Source organism: Sphaerisporangium fuscum, assembly GCF_018531465.1.
Lineage (GTDB): Bacteria > Actinomycetota > Actinomycetes > Streptosporangiales > Streptosporangiaceae > Sphaerisporangium > Sphaerisporangium fuscum.
Window position 1 is genome coordinate 1 of the sequence record NZ_JAHDTF010000003.1, and the last position, 16,433, is coordinate 16,433.

A 16,433-nucleotide genomic window follows, 5' to 3' on the forward strand; every position below is an offset into this window, starting at 1 on the left:
TGCCGGCCGTCGGCAACGCCGGCCGGAAGCCGGCCGCAACCGAGGGCGCCCCCATGACGGTCAACGACAAGCCCGCAGCCGACGCCGGTCTCATCGAGGCGGTGCTCCATCTCGATCGCACGCTCCGTGTCACCTACAGCCCGCTTCCTCGGGGAGGCGTGGTCCGGCTGGTCGGCGAGCTCGACGCCGGCAACACCCCGGCTGTCGCCCCGATGCTGACGTATGTCAGGGCGGGGGAGGGGGTCCTGACCGTCGACGTCGCCCAGCTGGAGTTCGTCGACCTCGCCGGCCTGCGCATGCTGATCGGCCTGTGCCGCGACGGCTCGGCCCGCCTCGCGAACGTTCCACTGTTCATGCGTCGCCTGCTCCGCCTCCTGGAGCAGGGAGGCGTCCTGGACGCCTGAGCCTGGTCCGGGGTCGAATCCATCGCCACCCGGGTCGGCTTCACCGACCCGCGCGCCCTGCGGCGGGCCATCCGCCGCTGGTACGGCCACGGCCCGGCGGCCGTCCGCGCGAGCGGCCCATCATAAGGTCCACCATCCTCAGGGTGCCTGAGTCGGGAGGTCAAACAGCCGAGCGTCGGCCGCCGCCGTGTGTGCGGGGGTGCTGAACGCGTGCGGGCTGCAGGCCTTCTGTAAGGACCTGCCCGATTACGTGAAAAGTCCGGGACGCCCGGTCGGTCGCATGTGGAGGAGGGGGCGAAGCTGTGATCAGGGAGGGACGACCCCATTATGGCTTGTCCCTGCAGAATTACGCTAACGCGATCGCGTGTACCTGGTGTCAGCTTCGTCAACGACAAGCCGAGTGTGAGCCTTCAAGATTGTGGTTTGAGCTTATGTGAGTTGCCGCCCGCGGGTAGAGGTCTTTGACGGTGCCCGGTTCAGCGGGAAGCAGTGTCTGGGTTGCCGCCGATGCGCGCGAGCACCTGCCGGCTGAGCACGACGTCATGCGGCAGCCGCCTGAGCGCGGCCGCGTCGACAACGACTCCCTGCCGCTCCGCGATCTGCTGGAGGAAGGCCCAATGGTCTGCTTCCATGTCTTCCTGGGACCGGCCCCCGAACGGCTCATCGGGACCGACCACCGTCCGCGTCGTCTCTCGCATGTCCGCTACCGACGTCTCGGCCCAGCCTTGCGATGAGCTCCAACCTCTGTCATTCAGCAGCAGCACCCGGGTTCCGTCGAGGAGCTCTGCCTCGTGATGCGCCGACACCGAGATGGCGTCGGACGCCGGATCGTCGACCTCGACGAACGTCACTAGACGTGTGACAGCAGTCATACATCTCATCCTCGCGCGCCCCGTGGTCTGCCGGACCCGGGCATACGTCCTGGGGCCGGTGCGGGTCCTGGCCCTCTCAAAGCTCCTAACCGAATGATCCACGAAGGACTCTGGACGGTGGGACGGGGTTTCCGGGACGATTCTTGATCGTGAATCAGAGCTTGCGTCTGCGGCCGGCTGAACCGGATGACTATGACCGCATCGTCGGTGTGGCGGATCACTGGTGGGGGCGGCCGGTCAGTTCGATTCTGCCCCGTCTGTTCTTGGATCACTTCCATCGCACCAGCCTGGTGGCTGAAGACGGCGATGGCCTGGCGGGGTTTCTCATCGGACTGCTGTCGCCTTCGATGCCCGACGCCGCCTACATCCACTTCGTCGGTGTTGCGCCGCGTCTTCGTGGCAACGGGCTGGCCCGTCGCCTCCACCAGCGATTCTTCGATCTCGCCGCGGCCGACCAGCGCACGAAGATAAAGGCGATCACCTCGCCACAGAACCACGGTTCCATCGCCTTCCACACCGCGATGGGTTTCACGGTCATCGGTCCCGTCGCCGACTACGATGGCCCTGAGGTTGACCGCATCGTGTTCCAGCTCCAGCTGCCGCAATGAAGCAGGACGATGCTGTGAACACTTCGGGCGCGCCCATGCTCCGGCGGGCAGGGACGTTCAGCAGCGTGTCGCTCATCTTCCGGTTCGCGTGGAGGGGCGCACAGCCGTGCGGATCAACCGCACTGTCGGCCCGTGCCGGCCGTGAACGCCCTTGAGCGGTGCACGGCCGAACTCCCAGGCGCCCAGCCCGCTGGCCTGGGAGGGGCGGCTGGCTCGTCAGCAGGTATGGTCCGGCGAGCACGCCGCTGACAGGGTCGGCTTCGGACAGAGCCCCAGCCAAGATGTCTGACCTGGAGGGGCGGCGGCGCGGAAACGAGTCGACACCGGCCGACAGAATCGGTTTCGACGACGGCGCTGACGGCTGTCAGTTGGAAGAAGGTCACTGGGGTGTGGGCCCATCCGCCGCGTCATGACCCGTGCCAGTGGCTACCTCACCGTCACGCCGTACCCGCTTCTGTCCGGCATCGCGCGATAGTCCGGCGCGATGACACGACATTCGGCGTTTCCGCAGGTCGCCGTGGCCGTCCACCGCGTGGTCACCTCACCCGCCAATGGCCGTCCCGTTGTCACTCGACCCTGAGGAACAGCGGGACAGCCATAAGCGATTGTGAACGGCCCCGCGATCCCTGGGCCCGCGCTAGCCGCCGACCCGCTGGTGCCGGCGTGGTGTCAGGCGCGGCGGAACCCGTAGGCGCGTTCGACCCGAGCGACCTCGACGGTGTAGGCGCCGTACCAGCGCTCCCGCCCGAGTCGCTGCGCCTCCAGGTGCTCGGGGTGTGCCTTCCAGGCGACGATCGACTCCTCGTCTGCGTAGTAGATCACGGTGAGGTCCTGGCCGGAGGCGTCGGTGAGTGACTCGCGGCCCAGGTATCCAGGCTGTCGTACGCCTAGTTCCGCCATCCGCCCGCTCATCTCCGCATAGCCGTCGGCGTCCTCGCCGCTTGACTCGGTGGTGATGATCACGGCGTAGTACGGCGGCTCCGGCCGGGTGAACGGCTGCATCTCGATCCCTCTGCCAGGTAATGAACGTTCATCAGAATGCTAATGACAGCAGAGATCGCGGGCGAGGCCGGGAGAGCCGGGAGGAGAGGGCACCCGCCCTCAGGCGAGGTCACCGCGATACGGATCGCGCTTGTCGCTGTAGCGCGCACGGCTCCGCTCTGACCAGCGGTTCCCCGCGGCATCTTCCGCACTGGCCGAGGTGGACAGCTGGGCGGCTCCGGGGCTCTCGATCACGGACACCCGGTCCAGCCGCAGGACGTACTGCGCGCGGTTCGTGTTCCGGGCTTGACCTTGCCCCAAGGGCAAGGTTCGACGATGCTCTGCATGAACAACAACGCACTGCACACCCTCGAAGCCCAGATCCGCGACCAGGCCGCCGCCTACTGCGAGTCCAACAACGTTCCGGGGTTCGTCGCCGGCGTCTACCACGCCGGAGAGCAGATCGTCGTCGCCCACGGCACCGCGAACCTCGCCACCGGCGCACCGATGCTCGAGGACACCGGATTCCTGTTCGGCTCCGTCACCAAGGTCCTGACCACCACGCTGGTCCTGCGGCAGGTCGACCGCGGACTGCTGGACCTCGACACTCCGGTGGTGAAGTACCTTCCCGACTTCGCGCTGGACTCGCCGGGCGCGGCGGACAAGATCCTGGTCAGGCACCTGATCTCCCACACCAACGGCATCGACGCGGACCTGTACTTCCCCGACGACAAGGGCCGCGACGCCCTGAAGACCTACGTCCACGGCCTCGCGAGCAGCTGCGGCACCCTGTTCGAGCCCGGCGAGCGGCTCAGCTACTCCAACGGCGGCATGATCGTCGCGGGCCGGGTGCTGGAAGTGGTGACGGGCCTGCCCTTCCACGACCTGCTCGCCCGCGAGATCTACGCCCCGGTCGGCATGAAGGACTCCAGCACCTCCGCCGAGCAGGCCATCCTGCGCAGCACGGCGGTCGGCCACTTCCTGGACCCCGAGACCATGGCAGCCAAGCCCACCAACATGTTCACGCTGCCCGACACCTGGGGACCGGCCGGCGGCACGCCGATCGGCACCGTCGCCGACCTGCTCGCCTTCGGACGCACCCACCTCGCGGGCGGTGTCTCCCCTTCCGGTACGCGCGTCCTGTCGGCCGAGTCGACCGCCCTGATGCAGCAGGTCTCGTACGACATGGAGAGCCCGAACACTCCTCCCATGGGCCTGGGCTGGGTGCTGTACCCCTTCGGCGACACCACCGTCCTGGCCATGTCGGGCGCGTCGCCCGGCGGTGTCTCCCTCCTGTGCGTCCTGCCCGAGCACGACCTGGTCTTCACCGCCTTCGGCAACAACCCGGGGGCGATCATGCTGCAGGACCAGATCCTGCAATGGCTGCTGAGCGAACACCTGGGTGTCCGGATCCCCACTCTGATCACCGGATCGGAGGACGTCGACCTCACCCCGTACGTGGGCACCTACCGCTCCAACCAGCTCCGCATCGACGTCAGCATCGTCGACGGCCAGCTCGAGGAGCGCACGACCTACGAACCGGCCGACGAGTCGCAGGAGCGGATCTTCACCGAGTTCGCCGGCGGCGCGACCTCCGCCCCACCGCAGCGCTACGTGCCGATCCGGCCGGGCCTTTTCGCGCCCGCCGGATACCCACTGGAGATGTTCGACGGCTATCTGCGACTGCTGCTGGTCTCCTACCACGACGTCCGCGACGGCCAGGCGCGCTTCCGCAACGGCGGCGGCCGCCTGACCCGCCGCGCCTGACCGCTGCCCGCCGGAGTGGAAGGATGTCCAGCATGTTCACGATTGGCCAGCTCGCGGACTACGCCGGAGTGACCACCAAAGCCATCCGCCACTATCACGAGCGTGGCCTGCTCCCCGAGCCCGGCCGCGACTCGTCCGGCTACCGGCGCTACACCGCCGAGCACGCCATCAAGCTCGTCAAGATCAGGACCTTGGCGCACGCGGGCGTGCCACTGGCCCGCATCAAGGATCTCCTCGACGCCGACCCGGACACGCTGACCGAGGCCATCACCGAGATCGATCACGACCTCGACGAGCGCATCGCGCAGCTGCGGCGAACCCGCGAGCAACTCGCCCAGCTGCGCGGCGGCGATCGGCTCTTCGTCGCTCCAGAAGTCGCCGCCTACCTCGACGACCTGCGGGAACTCGGCGTCAGCGAGCGTATGGTCCGTGTGGAACGCGACGGCTGGATCCTCATGCAGACGGCCTCACCCGAGGACGCCGCCCTGTGGATCGCCGAGAAGCGCGAGCTCATGACCGATCCCGAGTTCCGTGCCCTCTATCTCGACCATGACGCCGCCCACGGCTGGTCGCCTGACGATCCCCGTCTCCCCGCCCTCGCCGACCGTACCCGGAGCTGGTTCACCGAGCATCCCGCCCGGTGCGAGGCCCGCCCTGTCCCCAATCCGGCCGTCGCGCGACTGGCCGCGCAGTCCCAGCCCGGAGCCTCATCCCCGGCTTGGGACCGCCTCGCCCAACTCATGAACGGCTAGCCGGCCGGCTCCGGCGGTGCCCGTCGGCGGTCAGGGCGCGAGCACGTCCGGGAAGCCGAACGTCGCCACCAGCGCGGGATCATGGAACTTGATCACGCGGGAGACGCCGGTGGCGGTGGAGGCCAGCACCACGACGCCGGCGGCTCGGAGCGCGCCGTACGCATCCCGGTGGTACACGACGGCGGCGGGTTGGCCGTTGGCCGCGGTGGCGATCATCCGCCAGTCGCCCGGTGTGCCCAGCACGTACGCGTCGAGCATGTGGACGCACCTCGCCCGGCCCGCCTGCCATTCGCGGAACGGCGTCGCCTCCAGCGTGGCGTCCGTGCGCAGCACCTGTTCCAGCAGGCCGGCATCGGAGTGCTCGAAGGCCGCGATGTAGCCGTCGAGCAGCGCGCGTGCCCGTTGATCGGTCGGTTCGAGCAGTCGCTCGGGCTTCGGGTCCAATTCGCCCAGCCGGGCACGGGCGCGCTGCAGACCGCTCTTGACCGCCGCCGTGGTGGTCTCCAGGATCTCCGCGGTCTCGGCCGCCGAGAACGCCAGCACCTCACGCAGGATGAGGATCGCGCGTTGGCGGGCGGGCAGGTGCTGCAGGCTGGCGATGAGCGCCAGCCGCAGCGACTCCCGTTCGACCACCACCGCGGCAGGATCGCCGGCGGGTGGGGCGATCCATGCGTCCGGTAGCGGTTCCAGCCACGAGGCCTCGCCCGGTGCAAGGGGACTCGGCGGGCGATCGGGCCCGTCGTACGGGCCTGCCAGACCGGAGGGCAGCACCCGGATCGGGCGCGGCTCCAACGCCGTCAGGCAGACGTTGGTGGCGATCTTGTAGAGCCAGGACCGGATCGACGCCCGGCCCTCGAATGCCGAGTAGGACCGCCACGCCCGCAGATAAGTCTCCTGCACCAGGTCCTCGGCGTCGTGCGCCGAGCCGACCATGCGGTAGCAGTGCGCCAACAGCTCCCGGCGGAACCGCTCGGTCTCGGCGGTGAACCGGTCGTGAGTCGGTGTCGTCCGCAGATGCGCTGTCACGCCGGGAGCCTAGTACCGCACACGTCCGGGCGTGGTCCACGTGCCGGCGACGCCAGGCCCCGCTCCGGCCACGATCGACGACGCGGCGCCCTCTCGCAGACGCGGCGTCCGCGTTCAGACCTCATCGAGCCGAAGGATCATGCCGCGGAAGGTCGCGTAGCGGGCCAGGTTCGCCGCGGCATCCTCGGCGGCGCGCCGGCCGATCTCGGACCCGAGCGCGGCTTCCAGCGCGGCCATGTCGTCCCAGTCCAGCATCACGACCATGTAGCACGGCTCGCCGATCACGGCCGCCGGCTCATGACTGCGCGTGTAACGGCGCAGGCCCGGATACCGTTTCGCCAGCGGGATGTGGACATCGTTGTAGTGACGTTCGAACGCGTCGACGTCGGAGGGCGTGTCGTACATCACGACGAATCGCGCCGTCTGCTCGGCGGCCGGCTCCACGGTTGCCGTCATCGGTTTCAACTCCTGTCATGGGAACCTCCGGTGTCTGTGGTGTCACCGGCTCGGTATCAGGGGGTTTCCTCAGGGCAGCAGGGCCAGCTTGCCGACGGTGGCCCTGGCTTCCAGTTCCGTCAGCGCTTTCGGCCCGTCGGCCAGTTCGTACGCGCCCGGCCGGCCGGGGGAGAGCACACCGGCCGCGATCAGCGCGGACAGCTCACCCATCAGCTCGCCGAAGATCTGGGGTGCGGCCTGGATCAGCACGCCGATATTGAGGCCGATGATGTGGACCTGGTGCTTGTACACCAGGTCCCAGTTGCTGATCGCGGCTTCGCCGCCTGCCAGGCCGTAGACGACGACACGGCCGGTGACCCGCTTGGCCGCGGCCAGGCTGGCGTCGAAGGTGGCACCGCCTGCCGACTCCAGAACCACATCGACGCCGGAGCCGCCGGTCAGCTCCGTCACCTGGGCGGCGAGGTCGCCGTCGAGGGAGTCCAGGACGTGGTCGGCTCCCAGTGCCAGCACTGTCTCGTGCTTGGCCGGCGAGGCGGTGGCGATCACCGTCGCACCGTAGTGCCTGGCCATCCTCACCGCGGCCTGGCCGGTTCCGCCCGCCGCGGCGTGGATCAGCACGGTCTGCCCTGCCGTGATGCCGCCCAGAGGCTTGAGAGCGGCCAGCGCGGTGGGCCAGTTCACGACCAGGCCGAGCGCCTGCTGCTCCGTCCAGCCGGGGGGCACCGGCATCGCCGCGGCCGCGGGCAGCACCATGTACTCGGCGAAAGCGCCGGTTCCGACGCCGACGACGCGGGCCCCCGGTTGCGGGCCGGTCACCGCCTCGCCCACCGCGACGACCTCGCCGGCGGCCTCGAAACCGGCCACGTACGGTGGCCGCGGGCCGCCTGCGAACGTGCCGCGGGCCTTCGAGATGTCGGCGAAGTTGACTCCGGCGGCGGTGACACGGATCAGCACCTCGCCCTGGCCGGGGCTCGGCACCGCGGCGTCGGTGATCAGGCACATGTCCTGCGGCCCGTCGAGGGACGTCTGCCGCAGCGCGCGCATGGTCGGGGGAATGCTCATTGGCGATCAGCTCCTCTTTCTCGGCGTACATGAGAGAGAGCGGCCCGGCGCGCGGCCCGATCCCTCTCATGTAGACCCCGGCCGCCACGAAAAGGAATCGGTCCCTCCCGAACGGCACGGGCCGGCTTGCCGCTGCACGCGCCGGCACCCTCGCCGAGGAGCCGGGCGGTAGTCTTGTCGTGGTGACCGAGGGCATCGGCGGCGCCAGGCGCTCAGACCGGCCTTCCTCCCTGAGGGGCCTGCACCGATTGGGGCGTCCTGGCGGTGTTCCCCGGTGTCGTGACGGTATTCGCGCATCCGGGCTCTCGCAGTGCCCCCGGCCGTGGTTCGTCGTCATGTGCCCGCGGAGACCACGGAATGCGGAAGAGCCGATCAGTGAGAGGGTTGTGAGGGTGACGACAAGGTCCAGCGACATCGAGAAGGCGGCCGGTGTGCTGCGCGCCGGAGGCCTGGTGGCCCTCCCTACCGAAACCGTCTACGGTCTGGGCGCCAACGTCGAGGACCCCGCCGCCGTCGCGCGCGTCTTCCAGGTCAAGGGGCGCCCGCCCTCCCACCCGCTGATCGTCCATATCGGCAGCGCGGACGACCTGGGCGACTGGGTCGAGGACGTGCCCGCGACGGCCCGCGTGCTGGCCGAACGCTTCTGGCCGGGGCCACTCACGCTGGTCCTGCGGCGCGGTCCCCGGGTCCCCCTCGAAGCGACCGGCGGCCTGGAGACGGTCGCCGTGCGCGTGCCCGACCATCCCGTCGCGCTCGCGCTGCTGTCGTCCTTCGGCGGCGGTGTCGCGGCCCCGTCCGCCAACCGCTTCGGCTCGGTCAGCCCCACAACGGCGAACCACGTCCGTGCGGAGCTCGGTGACGCCGTCGATTTCGTGCTGGACGGCGGCTCGTGCGAGGTCGGCGTCGAGTCGACCATCGTCGACGCCACCGGCGAGACCCCGAGTGTCCTCCGGCCTGGCGGGGTGACGCGCGAGGAGCTCGAAGCGGTGCTGGGGCGCCCGCTCGCGGTCCACTCGACGAGCCGCGTTCGGGTGCCCGGCCAGCATCCGTCGCACTACGCGCCGCGTGCGCGGGTCGTGCTCGTCGAGCCCGAGAAGGTCGTCGCCGAAGCGGAGCTCGCGCAGGAGCTCGGACATCAGGTGGGCGTCTTTCTTCCCCCTGCCTTCGCCGGCACCGCCGTGAAGGCGCACGCCGTGGTGGAGGTTCCCGGTTCGATGGCCGCCTACGCGCGCGGGCTGTACGGGTTCCTGCGCCGGCTCGACGAGCGGGGATGCGACCTCATCGTCGCGTCCTTGCCGGTGGAGCAGGGGCTGGGACTGGCGATCGCCAACCGGCTCCGCCGCGCCGCGGGACCCCGGCCGACGGAGTGACCGGCACCGACGCCGTCCGACGTGCCTGCCGCGGCGCCCACCGGACGCACGCCCGACCCTGACCGCGGTCCGCGGAAAGGGTCAGGCCGGCGCCGGCACCACGTGCGCGCAGAGCGTGACCGGCTCCGTGCGCCGTGAAGTGGCTGGGGGAGATCCGGTCACGATGCGGCGGTGACTTCGAGCCCGCGGGCCGCCACCACCTGGGCGCTGCCGTCGGCCAGACGGTAGCACAGGCCCACGACGGCGGCCTGGCCGGCGGCGACCCGTTCGGTGAGCACCCGAGAGCGGTCCAAGAGCAGGTCGACGGTGTGCCTGATGTGCTCGGCCAGGATCTCGTCGGGCTTCACACGACCTGCGGCCCGCGCCGCGAGCACGCTGGGCGTCACCCGCTCGACGACGTCCCGGACGTACCCGGCCGGCGCCATCCCCTCCTCCAGCGCGGCGCACGCGGCGGCGACCGCGCCGCACGAGTCATGGCCGAGGACCACCACCAGCGGGCAGTCCAGCACGTCCACCCCGTACTCGACGCTGCCCAGCACCTCCGCGCCCATCACGTGGCCCGCGGTGCGCACCACGAACAGGTCACCCAGACCACGATCGAAGATGATCTCTGCGGCCAACCGGGAGTCGGAGCACCCGAACAGGACGGCGAACGGCCGCTGGCCTGGTGCGATCTCGGCGCGGCGGGTCGAATCCTGGTTCGGGTGCTCCGGGGCGCCCGCAACGAAGCGCTGGTTACCGGCGAGCAGCAGTTCGAATGCTGCCTTGGGAGTCGGGGGCTTGATCTCGGCCATGACCGCAGCCTAGCCAAGCCTCCGCGGGCGACGACGAAGCCCCCCAGCGGGCGAGCCACAAGATCGGTCTGGTCAAGGTCGGGCGGGGCGGCCCACGGCCTTCGCCCCTGCCGCCACCGTGATCGCCATCGAGACCGCGCCGATCGTCCACAGCCCCGCCCGGTAGCCGCCGAGTCCCTGGCCCGCGTGGACGGTGACCATCGTGGCGGTCGCGGCGAGCACGACGCCGGCTCCGATCTGCGCGGAGGCGTTGAAAAGGCCCGACACCAGGCCTTGCTCACCGTCGCGGGCATGCCCGACGGCCGCGATGTTGAGTGCCGTGTAGGCGGCGGCGAAGCCGATGCCGCCGAGCACCTGCTGGGCGAAGAGAAGAGGCAGCGGGCCGGCGTGCCCGATGAGGAGAGCCCAGACGAGGTAGCCGGCGGCGAGCATGAGAAGACCCGTGGTCGCCACCGGCCACGCCCCGTACCTGGTGACGGCGGCCGCGCAGTGCCGCGCCGTGACCCCGGTGAGCGCCGCGCCGAGGAGGAACGCCAGTCCCGCCTCCAGGGGGGACCAGCCCAGCTCGTTCTGGTAGTAGAGCGTGAGCACGAACTGGAAGGCGACGTAGGCCCCGAACATCAGGATGCAGGCGTTGGCGCGCACGAGGTGCGGGCGGGTGAACACGGCGAACGGGATCAAGGGGCTCGGGTGGGCCCGTTCCACGACGACGAACACGGCCAGCACCGCGGCCGCGCCCACGAGCGAGCCGATGACCCCCGTGTCGCCCCAGCCGGCGGCCGGAGCGCGGGTGACCCCGTGGACGAGCATGATCGAAGCGCTCGTCACAAGGACCGCGCCCAGCACGTCGATCCGTCCTCGCCTCCGCTCCCGGGACCGGTGGTCGCGGGGCACCGCCACGTGGGCCAGGCCCGCGACGACCGCGGCCACCACGGCGGGGAGGAACAGTACGAGCCGCCAGGTGAGGCCCGTGAGAAGGCCGCCGAGCACCAGTCCGGCCGAGTAGCCGACCGTGGTGATCGCGAGGAAGGCGCCGAGGGCCCGGTTCCGTGCCTTCTCCTCACGGAACGCGTCGAGCAGGACGGCCATCGCCACCGGGGCGGTGAAGCCCGCGCTGATGCCCTTGAACAGCCGCGCGGCCACGAGAAGGACGCTCCCGTGGGTCAGTCCGCCCACCGAGCTCGCCACCGTGAACACGAGCAGCCAGCCGATCAGAAGCTTCTTGCGGCCGAGGAGGTCGGCCAGACGGCCGCCCAGCAGCAGGACGCTTCCGAACCCCAGCGTGTAGCCGCTGATCACCCACTGTAATTCGTCGGGTGACATGTTCAGCTCTCGCTGGATCTGCGGTAAGGCCGGCCCCATGCTCGCGATGTCCATCGCATCGAGGAACTGCACCGCGCACACGACGAAGAGCAGCAGCGCGGCGTTCCTGCCCGGTAGGGCCGCGGCGGGGCCGGGGCCGGAACCGGTGGGGGCCGGACCGGATGCGGGGGGAGGGGATGTCTCTTTCATGATCACGTCCCGGCTTCGGGTCATCGATCGGCGGCCGGCGTCTGCACCGCCGGCCGTCCGGTGGGGTGCCTAGTCGGTCAGCAGGGTGACCGGGATGTTGCCGCGGGTGGCGTTGGAGTAGGGGCACACCTGGTGGGTGGCCTCGACGAGCTCGCGGCCGCGCTCGGGGGAGAGGGCGCCGGGCAGCTTCGTCCGCAGGGTGACCTCGAGCTGGTAGCCGCCCGCGCCGTTGGGGCTGAGGCCCACCTCGGCGGTGACGGACATGCCGGTGACGTCGATCTTCTTCTTGTCCGCCACGAGCCTCATCGAAGTGGCGAAACAGGCGGCGTACCCGGCCGCGAACAGCTGCTCGGGGTTGGTGCCGTCGCCGTCGCCGCCCAGTTCCTTCTGCAGGGCCAGCTTGACGTCCAGCCTGCCGTCCGAGCTGACCGCACGGCCGTCACGCCCCTCAGAGGTGGCGATCGCGGTGTATCGACTCATGACCCGCCCTTTCATAGGTAGACAGACAGATCTGTCTGGTTGCTGACGACGGCCGATACTAGACAGACCTGTCTGGTAGGGTCAAGGGGTGAACAGCGAAGCGCCGGCGACTCCCCGCAAGAGCGCGGCCTGGAGTCGGATCCTCGAGACCGCCACGCGCCTGTTCTACGCCGAGGGCGTGCACACGGTGGGCATCGACCGGATCATCGCCGAGGCGGGCGTGGCCAAGGCGACCTTCTACCACCATTTCCCCAGCAAGGACGATCTCGTCAGGGCCTACATCGTCGAGCAGAGCCGGCGGCAGCGCGAGATCGCCGAGCGCACTCCGGCCGCCGGACCTCGCGAGACGCTCCTGGCGGCGTTCGACCGCCTGTGCCGGTTCGGCGCCGAGCCCACCTACCGCGGCTGCCCGTTCATCAACGCGGCGGCCGAGTACCCCGACCCGGTCCATCCCGTGCGCCAGGCCATCGGCGACCATCGGAACTGGTGCCGGGAACTGTTCCACGACCTGCTGGTGGCCGACGGTCACCCCGACCCCGGCCGCACCGCCGAGATACTCGTGCTGCTCAAGGACGGGCTCGCCGTCGGCCTCGACCTCGACGACCCCGAGAGCCTCCGCTACGCGGTCGTCGAGGCCGCCACCAGGGTCCTGGACGCCGCCGGCCCCGGCACGGCTGATCGCTGACGACGGAAACGCGCGGAGGCGGCCTTCCCGCCGCCGGACGCATTGATCGCAGCATGCGCGGGCATGAGCATGACAACCGCGAATCGGAGGCGTGACATGCAGGTCACCGGCATCTTCAGCGCGATCATCGTAGGTCTGATCATCGGTGTGATCGCGCGGTTGCTCATTCCCGGGCGGCAGAACATCCCGATCTGGCTGACCGTCGTGATCGGAATCGTCGCCGCTCTCATCGGCACCGCGATCGCCGGGGCGCTCGGGGTGGCCGCCACGAGAGGCATCGACTGGATCGAACTGATCCTCCAGATCGTTCTCGCGATCATCGGGGTGCTGCTCGCCACTTCCCTGTACGGCAGGAGAAAAGTCAGCTGACCTAAGGCCGGCGTGCCGGGCGAGGTGAGAACGTCGCCCGGCATGCCACCAGAGGTCGCCCGCATGTCGACGCCCGTTCAACAACCGTGGGTAACCCGCCTGCCTGTGCGGCAGCTGTTCACGCCGCCGACATCACACCATCGCCCGCAGGTCAGGATGACCGTCTGCACTTGAGGACGTGGAGCAGAACCCCTCACGCAGAGTGTTCCTTACCGCCGCCGTCGCGGGGGCCGGCGGCCTGCTCGTGCCCGCCTCCGCCGGAGCGTCCACCCCGTCCCGGCAGACCTCCTCCTCCACCTCCGCTCGCCGCCTGGCCGATCCGTTCACGCTGGGCGTCGCCTCCGGCGACCCGTCCGCCGACGGGTTCGTGCTGTGGACCCGCCTCGCGCCCGACCCGCTCGCCCCGGACGGGCACGGCGGCATGCCCGGCCGCGACGTCGAGGTGGCCTGGCAGGTCGCGGCCGACGAGGGCTTCCGCCGCGTGGTCCGGTCCGGGACGGCGACGGCCCGGCCCGCCTCCGCCCACTCGGTGCACGTCGAGCTGGACGGGCTGCGGCCGGGAGGGGAGTTCTTCTACCGCTTCCGGGCCAACGGTCACCTCTCGCCCACCGGACGCACCCGCACCGCGCCCGCCGCCTCCGCCGCGGCGTCCCTCACCTTCGCCGCCGTCTCCTGCGCGCAGTACGAGCACGGCTACTACACCGCCTACCGGCGCATGGCCGAGCAGCAGCCCGACGTGGTCGTGCACCTCGGCGACTACATCTACGAGTACTCCGGCGGCGTCTACACCGCCGCGGAGGGCAACGTCCGGCGGCACGCGGGAGGCAAGCTGCAGACCCTCGCCGACTACCGTGTGCGGCACGCGCAGTACAAGACCGACCCGGACCTGCAGTTCGCCCACCTCAACAGCCCGTGGCTGGTGATCTTCGACGACCACGAGGTGGAGAACAACTGGGCGGGCGACGTCCCGGGCACCGAGGTCCCCGGGTTCGGCGCGCGCAAGGCGGCGGGGTTCCAGGCGTACTACGAGCACATGCCGCTGCGCCGGTCCGCCGTCGCCCGCGGCCCGCACATCAAGATCAACCGCAGGGTGTCGTGGGGCTCTCTGGCCACCTTCCACCTGCTCGACACCCGGCAGTTCCGCAGCGACCAGCCCTGCGGCGACGGCATGCGGTCGGGATGCGACGAGCGTCTCGGCCAGGAGCGGGCGATGCTGGGCGACGACCAGCTGAAGTGGCTCACGGCCGGGCTGCGCGACTCCACCGGCACCTGGGACCTCGTCGCCCAGCAGATCATCCTCGGCCAGCGCGACTACCACCTCGGCCCCGGCAGGGAACTGAACGTCGACGCCTGGGACGGGTACCCCGCCGAGCGCGACCGGCTGCTCGCCGCGCTCGCCTCCTCGCGGACCGGCAACAACGTGGTGCTCACCGGGGACGCCCACGTCGCCTCCGCCGCCGACCTGGTGACCGACTTCGACGACCCGGACTCGCGCAAGGTCGGCGTGGAGTTGGTCGGCACGTCCATCTCCAGCGACGGCGACGGCTATCACGACCCCGCCAGGAACGCCGCCCTCCTCATGGAGAACCCGCAGCTGAGGTTCGTCAACGAGCGCCGCGGCTACATCGTGTGCAGGGCGACGCCCGAGGAGCTGAAGGCCGACTTCCGCACCCTGGACTACATCAGCCGCAGGGGCGCCCCCGCGAAGACCGCGGCGAGCTTCACCGTCCCGTCCGGCGAGCGCGTCCTCACCTGACCCATCCCGTGCACGAGCGGGACCGGCGCCCACAGGGGGGTGCCGGTCCCGCTCGTCTCAGGGGGTCATCGCGAAGCCGAACAGCCCCTTGGCCGGACCGGTCAGCGTCCGCGCGGCCGACGGGCGCAGCCCCGTGTAGGAGCCCTTCTTCACCGAGGAGGGGACCAGCGTGACCCGTCCCGCGCCGGGCGCGCCGACGACCAGGCCGGCGGGGGTGATCGCCACCGAGGACCCGTACAGGTCGCCCGGACGGCCGTGCCGCCCCTTGAGGATCATGTTGTGCCGCACGGTGAGCCCGCCGGTGCGGGTGCCCGCCAGGACGATCACCTTGCCGCCTCCGGGCAGGCCGATGGCGAGTTCGGCATCGCCGTCCCCGTTGAGGTCGCCCGCCGCCAGGGCGGCGCCGAGCCGGTCGGTGTTCAGGCTCCTGCCCCTGATCCCCTTGGTCTTGCGCGACCAGAACTCGCTGCCGATCGCGGTCAGGCCGCGGGTGGTGCCGTAGAGCACGTGGACGCCGCCGTTGCCGTACATCGGGCCGTCCTGGAAGGCGTCCAGCCCCTCACCGGGCACGCCGATCGCCAGGTCGTCGCGTCCGTCGCGGTCGAAGTCGCCGGACGCCAGGGCCGCGCCGAAGGAGTCCCATCGTTCCGCCGCGCCCGGCACGCCGGGGCTGTTCTGCGTGTAGACGCCGGCCTGGCGGGCCCGGAGGTCGGCGATCGTCACCGAACCGCCGCCCGAGGTGGTGCCCACGTCGTCGCCCGGCGCCCCGATCGCCAGCTCGTCCCGGCCGTCGCCGTCGAAGTCGCCGGCCGCCACGGCGGCCCCGAACTGGTCGCCCTCGGCGTGGTCCTGCGCCACCCACGAGGTGGCCTGCGTGATCAGGGACCCCTTGCCGTCCACCCCGTGCCTTCTCAGGCCGAAGACGCCGGCGCCGCCCCCCTCCTCCAGGCCGGGGACGCCGACGACGAGCTCGTCGTCCCCGTCGCCGTCGAGGTCGCCCGCGGCGAGCGCCGCGCCGAAGCGGTCGGTGTCACGGGAACGGCCGAGGTGGGTGACGTCGAGCGTCCCTCCCGGCCGGAACCCGTTCGCCGTCCCGTACAGCAGCTGGACGACGCCGTTGCCGTCGGCGCCGTCCGGCACCGCCGGCCCGGCGAACTCCTCCGAGGCCCCGATCGCCAGGTCGGCGCAGCCGTCGCCGTCGAAGTCGCCGGAGACGACCGCCGAGCCGAAGGAGTCGCCGCGCTCAGGGGTGCCGGCGATGCCGGCGGTCGCCTGGGAGAGCACGGCGATCTTCTTCGTCCCGCGGAAGAGCGTCACCGTGCCGGCGCGCGACCGCCCCTCCACCGTGTCGTACGGCGCCGCCACCGCCAGGCCGGGGACGTCGCACGCGCTGATCCGGGCGGGCGGAGGCGGCGCGACGCGGGCGGAGGCCGGGGTTGCGGTCAGGACCGAGGGGACGGCGGCGAGGGTCGCCGCGGCGAGCAGGCGTGATGCGCGCGAGGCTCTCATACTGCGGATCGTCCCCGTTGATCCGGACAT

At 70.7% G+C, this 16,433-nt stretch carries 17 protein-coding genes; 8 read left to right on the forward strand and 9 right to left on the reverse strand.

Going from position 1 to position 16,433, the window contains the following annotated elements; translation table 11 throughout:
• Positions 1–404: STAS domain-containing protein (locus tag KIK05_RS02930; protein WP_214408949.1), on the forward strand; the 404-nt coding region annotated here is incomplete at its 5' end.
• Between the two features lie 476 nt (positions 405–880).
• Here KIK05_RS02930 and KIK05_RS02935 read toward each other — a convergent pair.
• Positions 881–1,276, reverse strand: coding sequence for a hypothetical protein (locus KIK05_RS02935; protein WP_214408950.1), 396 nt, complete (start codon positions 1,274–1,276; stop codon positions 881–883).
• Between the two features lie 149 nt (positions 1,277–1,425).
• On the opposite strand from KIK05_RS02935, the gene KIK05_RS02940 reads away from it, so the two are divergent.
• Complete coding sequence (locus tag KIK05_RS02940; protein WP_214408951.1) at positions 1,426–1,884, forward strand: GNAT family N-acetyltransferase; 459 nt, start codon at positions 1,426–1,428, stop codon at positions 1,882–1,884.
• A 669-nt stretch (positions 1,885–2,553) separates the two neighbouring features.
• Here KIK05_RS02940 and KIK05_RS02945 read toward each other — a convergent pair.
• Entirely contained in the window at positions 2,554–2,886 is a 333-nt protein-coding gene (locus KIK05_RS02945; RefSeq protein WP_214408952.1) for an antibiotic biosynthesis monooxygenase family protein, read from the reverse strand.
• 324 nt (positions 2,887–3,210) lie between these two features.
• Here KIK05_RS02945 and KIK05_RS02950 point away from each other — a divergent pair, with 324 nt between their 5' ends.
• Both KIK05_RS02950 and KIK05_RS02955 read left to right on the forward strand, forming a co-directional pair.
• Positions 3,211–4,632: a serine hydrolase domain-containing protein gene (locus KIK05_RS02950; protein WP_214408953.1), complete on the forward strand. Its 1,422-nt coding sequence runs from the start codon at positions 3,211–3,213 to the stop codon at positions 4,630–4,632.
• Between the two features lie 32 nt (positions 4,633–4,664).
• The gene (locus KIK05_RS02955; RefSeq protein ID WP_214408954.1) at positions 4,665–5,384 is read left to right on the forward strand and encodes a MerR family transcriptional regulator; all 720 of its coding nucleotides are present in this window, start codon (positions 4,665–4,667) and stop codon (positions 5,382–5,384) included.
• A gap of 30 nt (positions 5,385–5,414) precedes the next feature.
• Here the strand turns inward: KIK05_RS02955 and KIK05_RS02960 are convergent, their stop codons facing one another.
• The 3 genes from KIK05_RS02960 to KIK05_RS02970 all read right to left on the reverse strand — a co-directional run bounded on the left by KIK05_RS02960 (position 5,415) and on the right by KIK05_RS02970 (position 7,928).
• Positions 5,415–6,410, reverse strand: a complete 996-nt coding sequence (locus KIK05_RS02960; RefSeq protein ID WP_308249709.1) for an RNA polymerase subunit sigma-70 — start codon at positions 6,408–6,410, stop codon at positions 5,415–5,417.
• Between the two features lie 114 nt (positions 6,411–6,524).
• On the reverse strand, positions 6,525–6,866 hold the full coding sequence (locus tag KIK05_RS02965) for an EthD family reductase (protein WP_214408955.1): 342 nt from the start codon (positions 6,864–6,866) through the stop codon (positions 6,525–6,527).
• A 69-nt stretch (positions 6,867–6,935) separates the two neighbouring features.
• The gene (locus tag KIK05_RS02970; RefSeq protein ID WP_214408956.1) at positions 6,936–7,928 is read right to left on the reverse strand and encodes a zinc-binding dehydrogenase; all 993 of its coding nucleotides are present in this window, start codon (positions 7,926–7,928) and stop codon (positions 6,936–6,938) included.
• 392 nt (positions 7,929–8,320) lie between these two features.
• On the opposite strand from KIK05_RS02970, the gene KIK05_RS02975 reads away from it, so the two are divergent.
• Positions 8,321–9,298, forward strand: a complete 978-nt coding sequence (locus KIK05_RS02975; protein ID WP_308249710.1) for an L-threonylcarbamoyladenylate synthase — start codon at positions 8,321–8,323, stop codon at positions 9,296–9,298.
• 158 nt (positions 9,299–9,456) lie between these two features.
• On the opposite strand, the gene KIK05_RS02980 is transcribed toward KIK05_RS02975, so the two are convergent.
• The 3 genes from KIK05_RS02980 to KIK05_RS02990 form a co-directional block, all read right to left on the reverse strand.
• A complete protein-coding gene (locus KIK05_RS02980; protein WP_214408958.1) occupies positions 9,457–10,092 on the reverse strand; it encodes a carbonic anhydrase in 636 nt (211 codons plus the stop codon).
• A gap of 72 nt (positions 10,093–10,164) precedes the next feature.
• Positions 10,165–11,604 carry an MFS transporter gene (locus tag KIK05_RS02985; protein WP_214408959.1) on the reverse strand — a complete coding sequence of 480 codons (1,440 nt, stop codon included), beginning with the start codon at positions 11,602–11,604 and terminating at the stop codon, positions 10,165–10,167.
• A 69-nt stretch (positions 11,605–11,673) separates the two neighbouring features.
• Positions 11,674–12,084, reverse strand: a complete 411-nt coding sequence (locus tag KIK05_RS02990; protein ID WP_284681186.1) for an organic hydroperoxide resistance protein — start codon at positions 12,082–12,084, stop codon at positions 11,674–11,676.
• Between the two features lie 88 nt (positions 12,085–12,172).
• On the opposite strand from KIK05_RS02990, the gene KIK05_RS02995 reads away from it, so the two are divergent.
• The 3 genes from KIK05_RS02995 to KIK05_RS03005 all read left to right on the forward strand — a co-directional run bounded on the left by KIK05_RS02995 (position 12,173) and on the right by KIK05_RS03005 (position 14,894).
• A complete protein-coding gene (locus KIK05_RS02995) occupies positions 12,173–12,769 on the forward strand; it encodes a TetR/AcrR family transcriptional regulator (RefSeq protein WP_214408961.1) in 597 nt (198 codons plus the stop codon).
• 96 nt (positions 12,770–12,865) lie between these two features.
• Positions 12,866–13,138 (forward strand): GlsB/YeaQ/YmgE family stress response membrane protein, encoded by a 273-nt coding sequence (locus KIK05_RS03000; RefSeq protein WP_214409323.1) that lies wholly within the window; start codon positions 12,866–12,868, stop codon positions 13,136–13,138.
• Between the two features lie 178 nt (positions 13,139–13,316).
• Positions 13,317–14,894 carry an alkaline phosphatase D family protein gene (locus KIK05_RS03005; protein ID WP_214408962.1) on the forward strand — a complete coding sequence of 526 codons (1,578 nt, stop codon included), beginning with the start codon at positions 13,317–13,319 and terminating at the stop codon, positions 14,892–14,894.
• A gap of 57 nt (positions 14,895–14,951) precedes the next feature.
• On the opposite strand, the gene KIK05_RS03010 is transcribed toward KIK05_RS03005, so the two are convergent.
• Positions 14,952–16,403, reverse strand: coding sequence for an FG-GAP repeat protein (locus tag KIK05_RS03010; protein ID WP_214408963.1), 1,452 nt, complete (start codon positions 16,401–16,403; stop codon positions 14,952–14,954).
• Positions 16,404–16,433: the final 30 nt, after the last annotated feature.

Coding starts and splice junctions, on each gene's coding strand:
- KIK05_RS02935 (WP_214408950.1), bottom strand. CDS start 1,276: ATGACTGCTGTCACACGTCTAGTGACGTTCGTCGAGGTCGACGATCCG.
- KIK05_RS02945 (WP_214408952.1), bottom strand. CDS start 2,886: ATGCAGCCGTTCACCCGGCCGGAGCCGCCGTACTACGCCGTGATCATC.
- KIK05_RS02950 (WP_214408953.1), top strand. CDS start 3,211: ATGAACAACAACGCACTGCACACCCTCGAAGCCCAGATCCGCGACCAG.
- KIK05_RS02955 (WP_214408954.1), top strand. CDS start 4,665: ATGTTCACGATTGGCCAGCTCGCGGACTACGCCGGAGTGACCACCAAA.
- KIK05_RS02965 (WP_214408955.1), bottom strand. CDS start 6,866: ATGACGGCAACCGTGGAGCCGGCCGCCGAGCAGACGGCGCGATTCGTC.
- KIK05_RS02970 (WP_214408956.1), bottom strand. CDS start 7,928: ATGAGCATTCCCCCGACCATGCGCGCGCTGCGGCAGACGTCCCTCGAC.
- KIK05_RS02980 (WP_214408958.1), bottom strand. CDS start 10,092: ATGGCCGAGATCAAGCCCCCGACTCCCAAGGCAGCATTCGAACTGCTG.
- KIK05_RS02985 (WP_214408959.1), bottom strand. CDS start 11,604: ATGAAAGAGACATCCCCTCCCCCCGCATCCGGTCCGGCCCCCACCGGT.
- KIK05_RS02990 (WP_284681186.1), bottom strand. CDS start 12,084: ATGAGTCGATACACCGCGATCGCCACCTCTGAGGGGCGTGACGGCCGT.
- KIK05_RS03000 (WP_214409323.1), top strand. CDS start 12,866: ATGCAGGTCACCGGCATCTTCAGCGCGATCATCGTAGGTCTGATCATC.
- KIK05_RS03010 (WP_214408963.1), bottom strand. CDS start 16,403: ATGAGAGCCTCGCGCGCATCACGCCTGCTCGCCGCGGCGACCCTCGCC.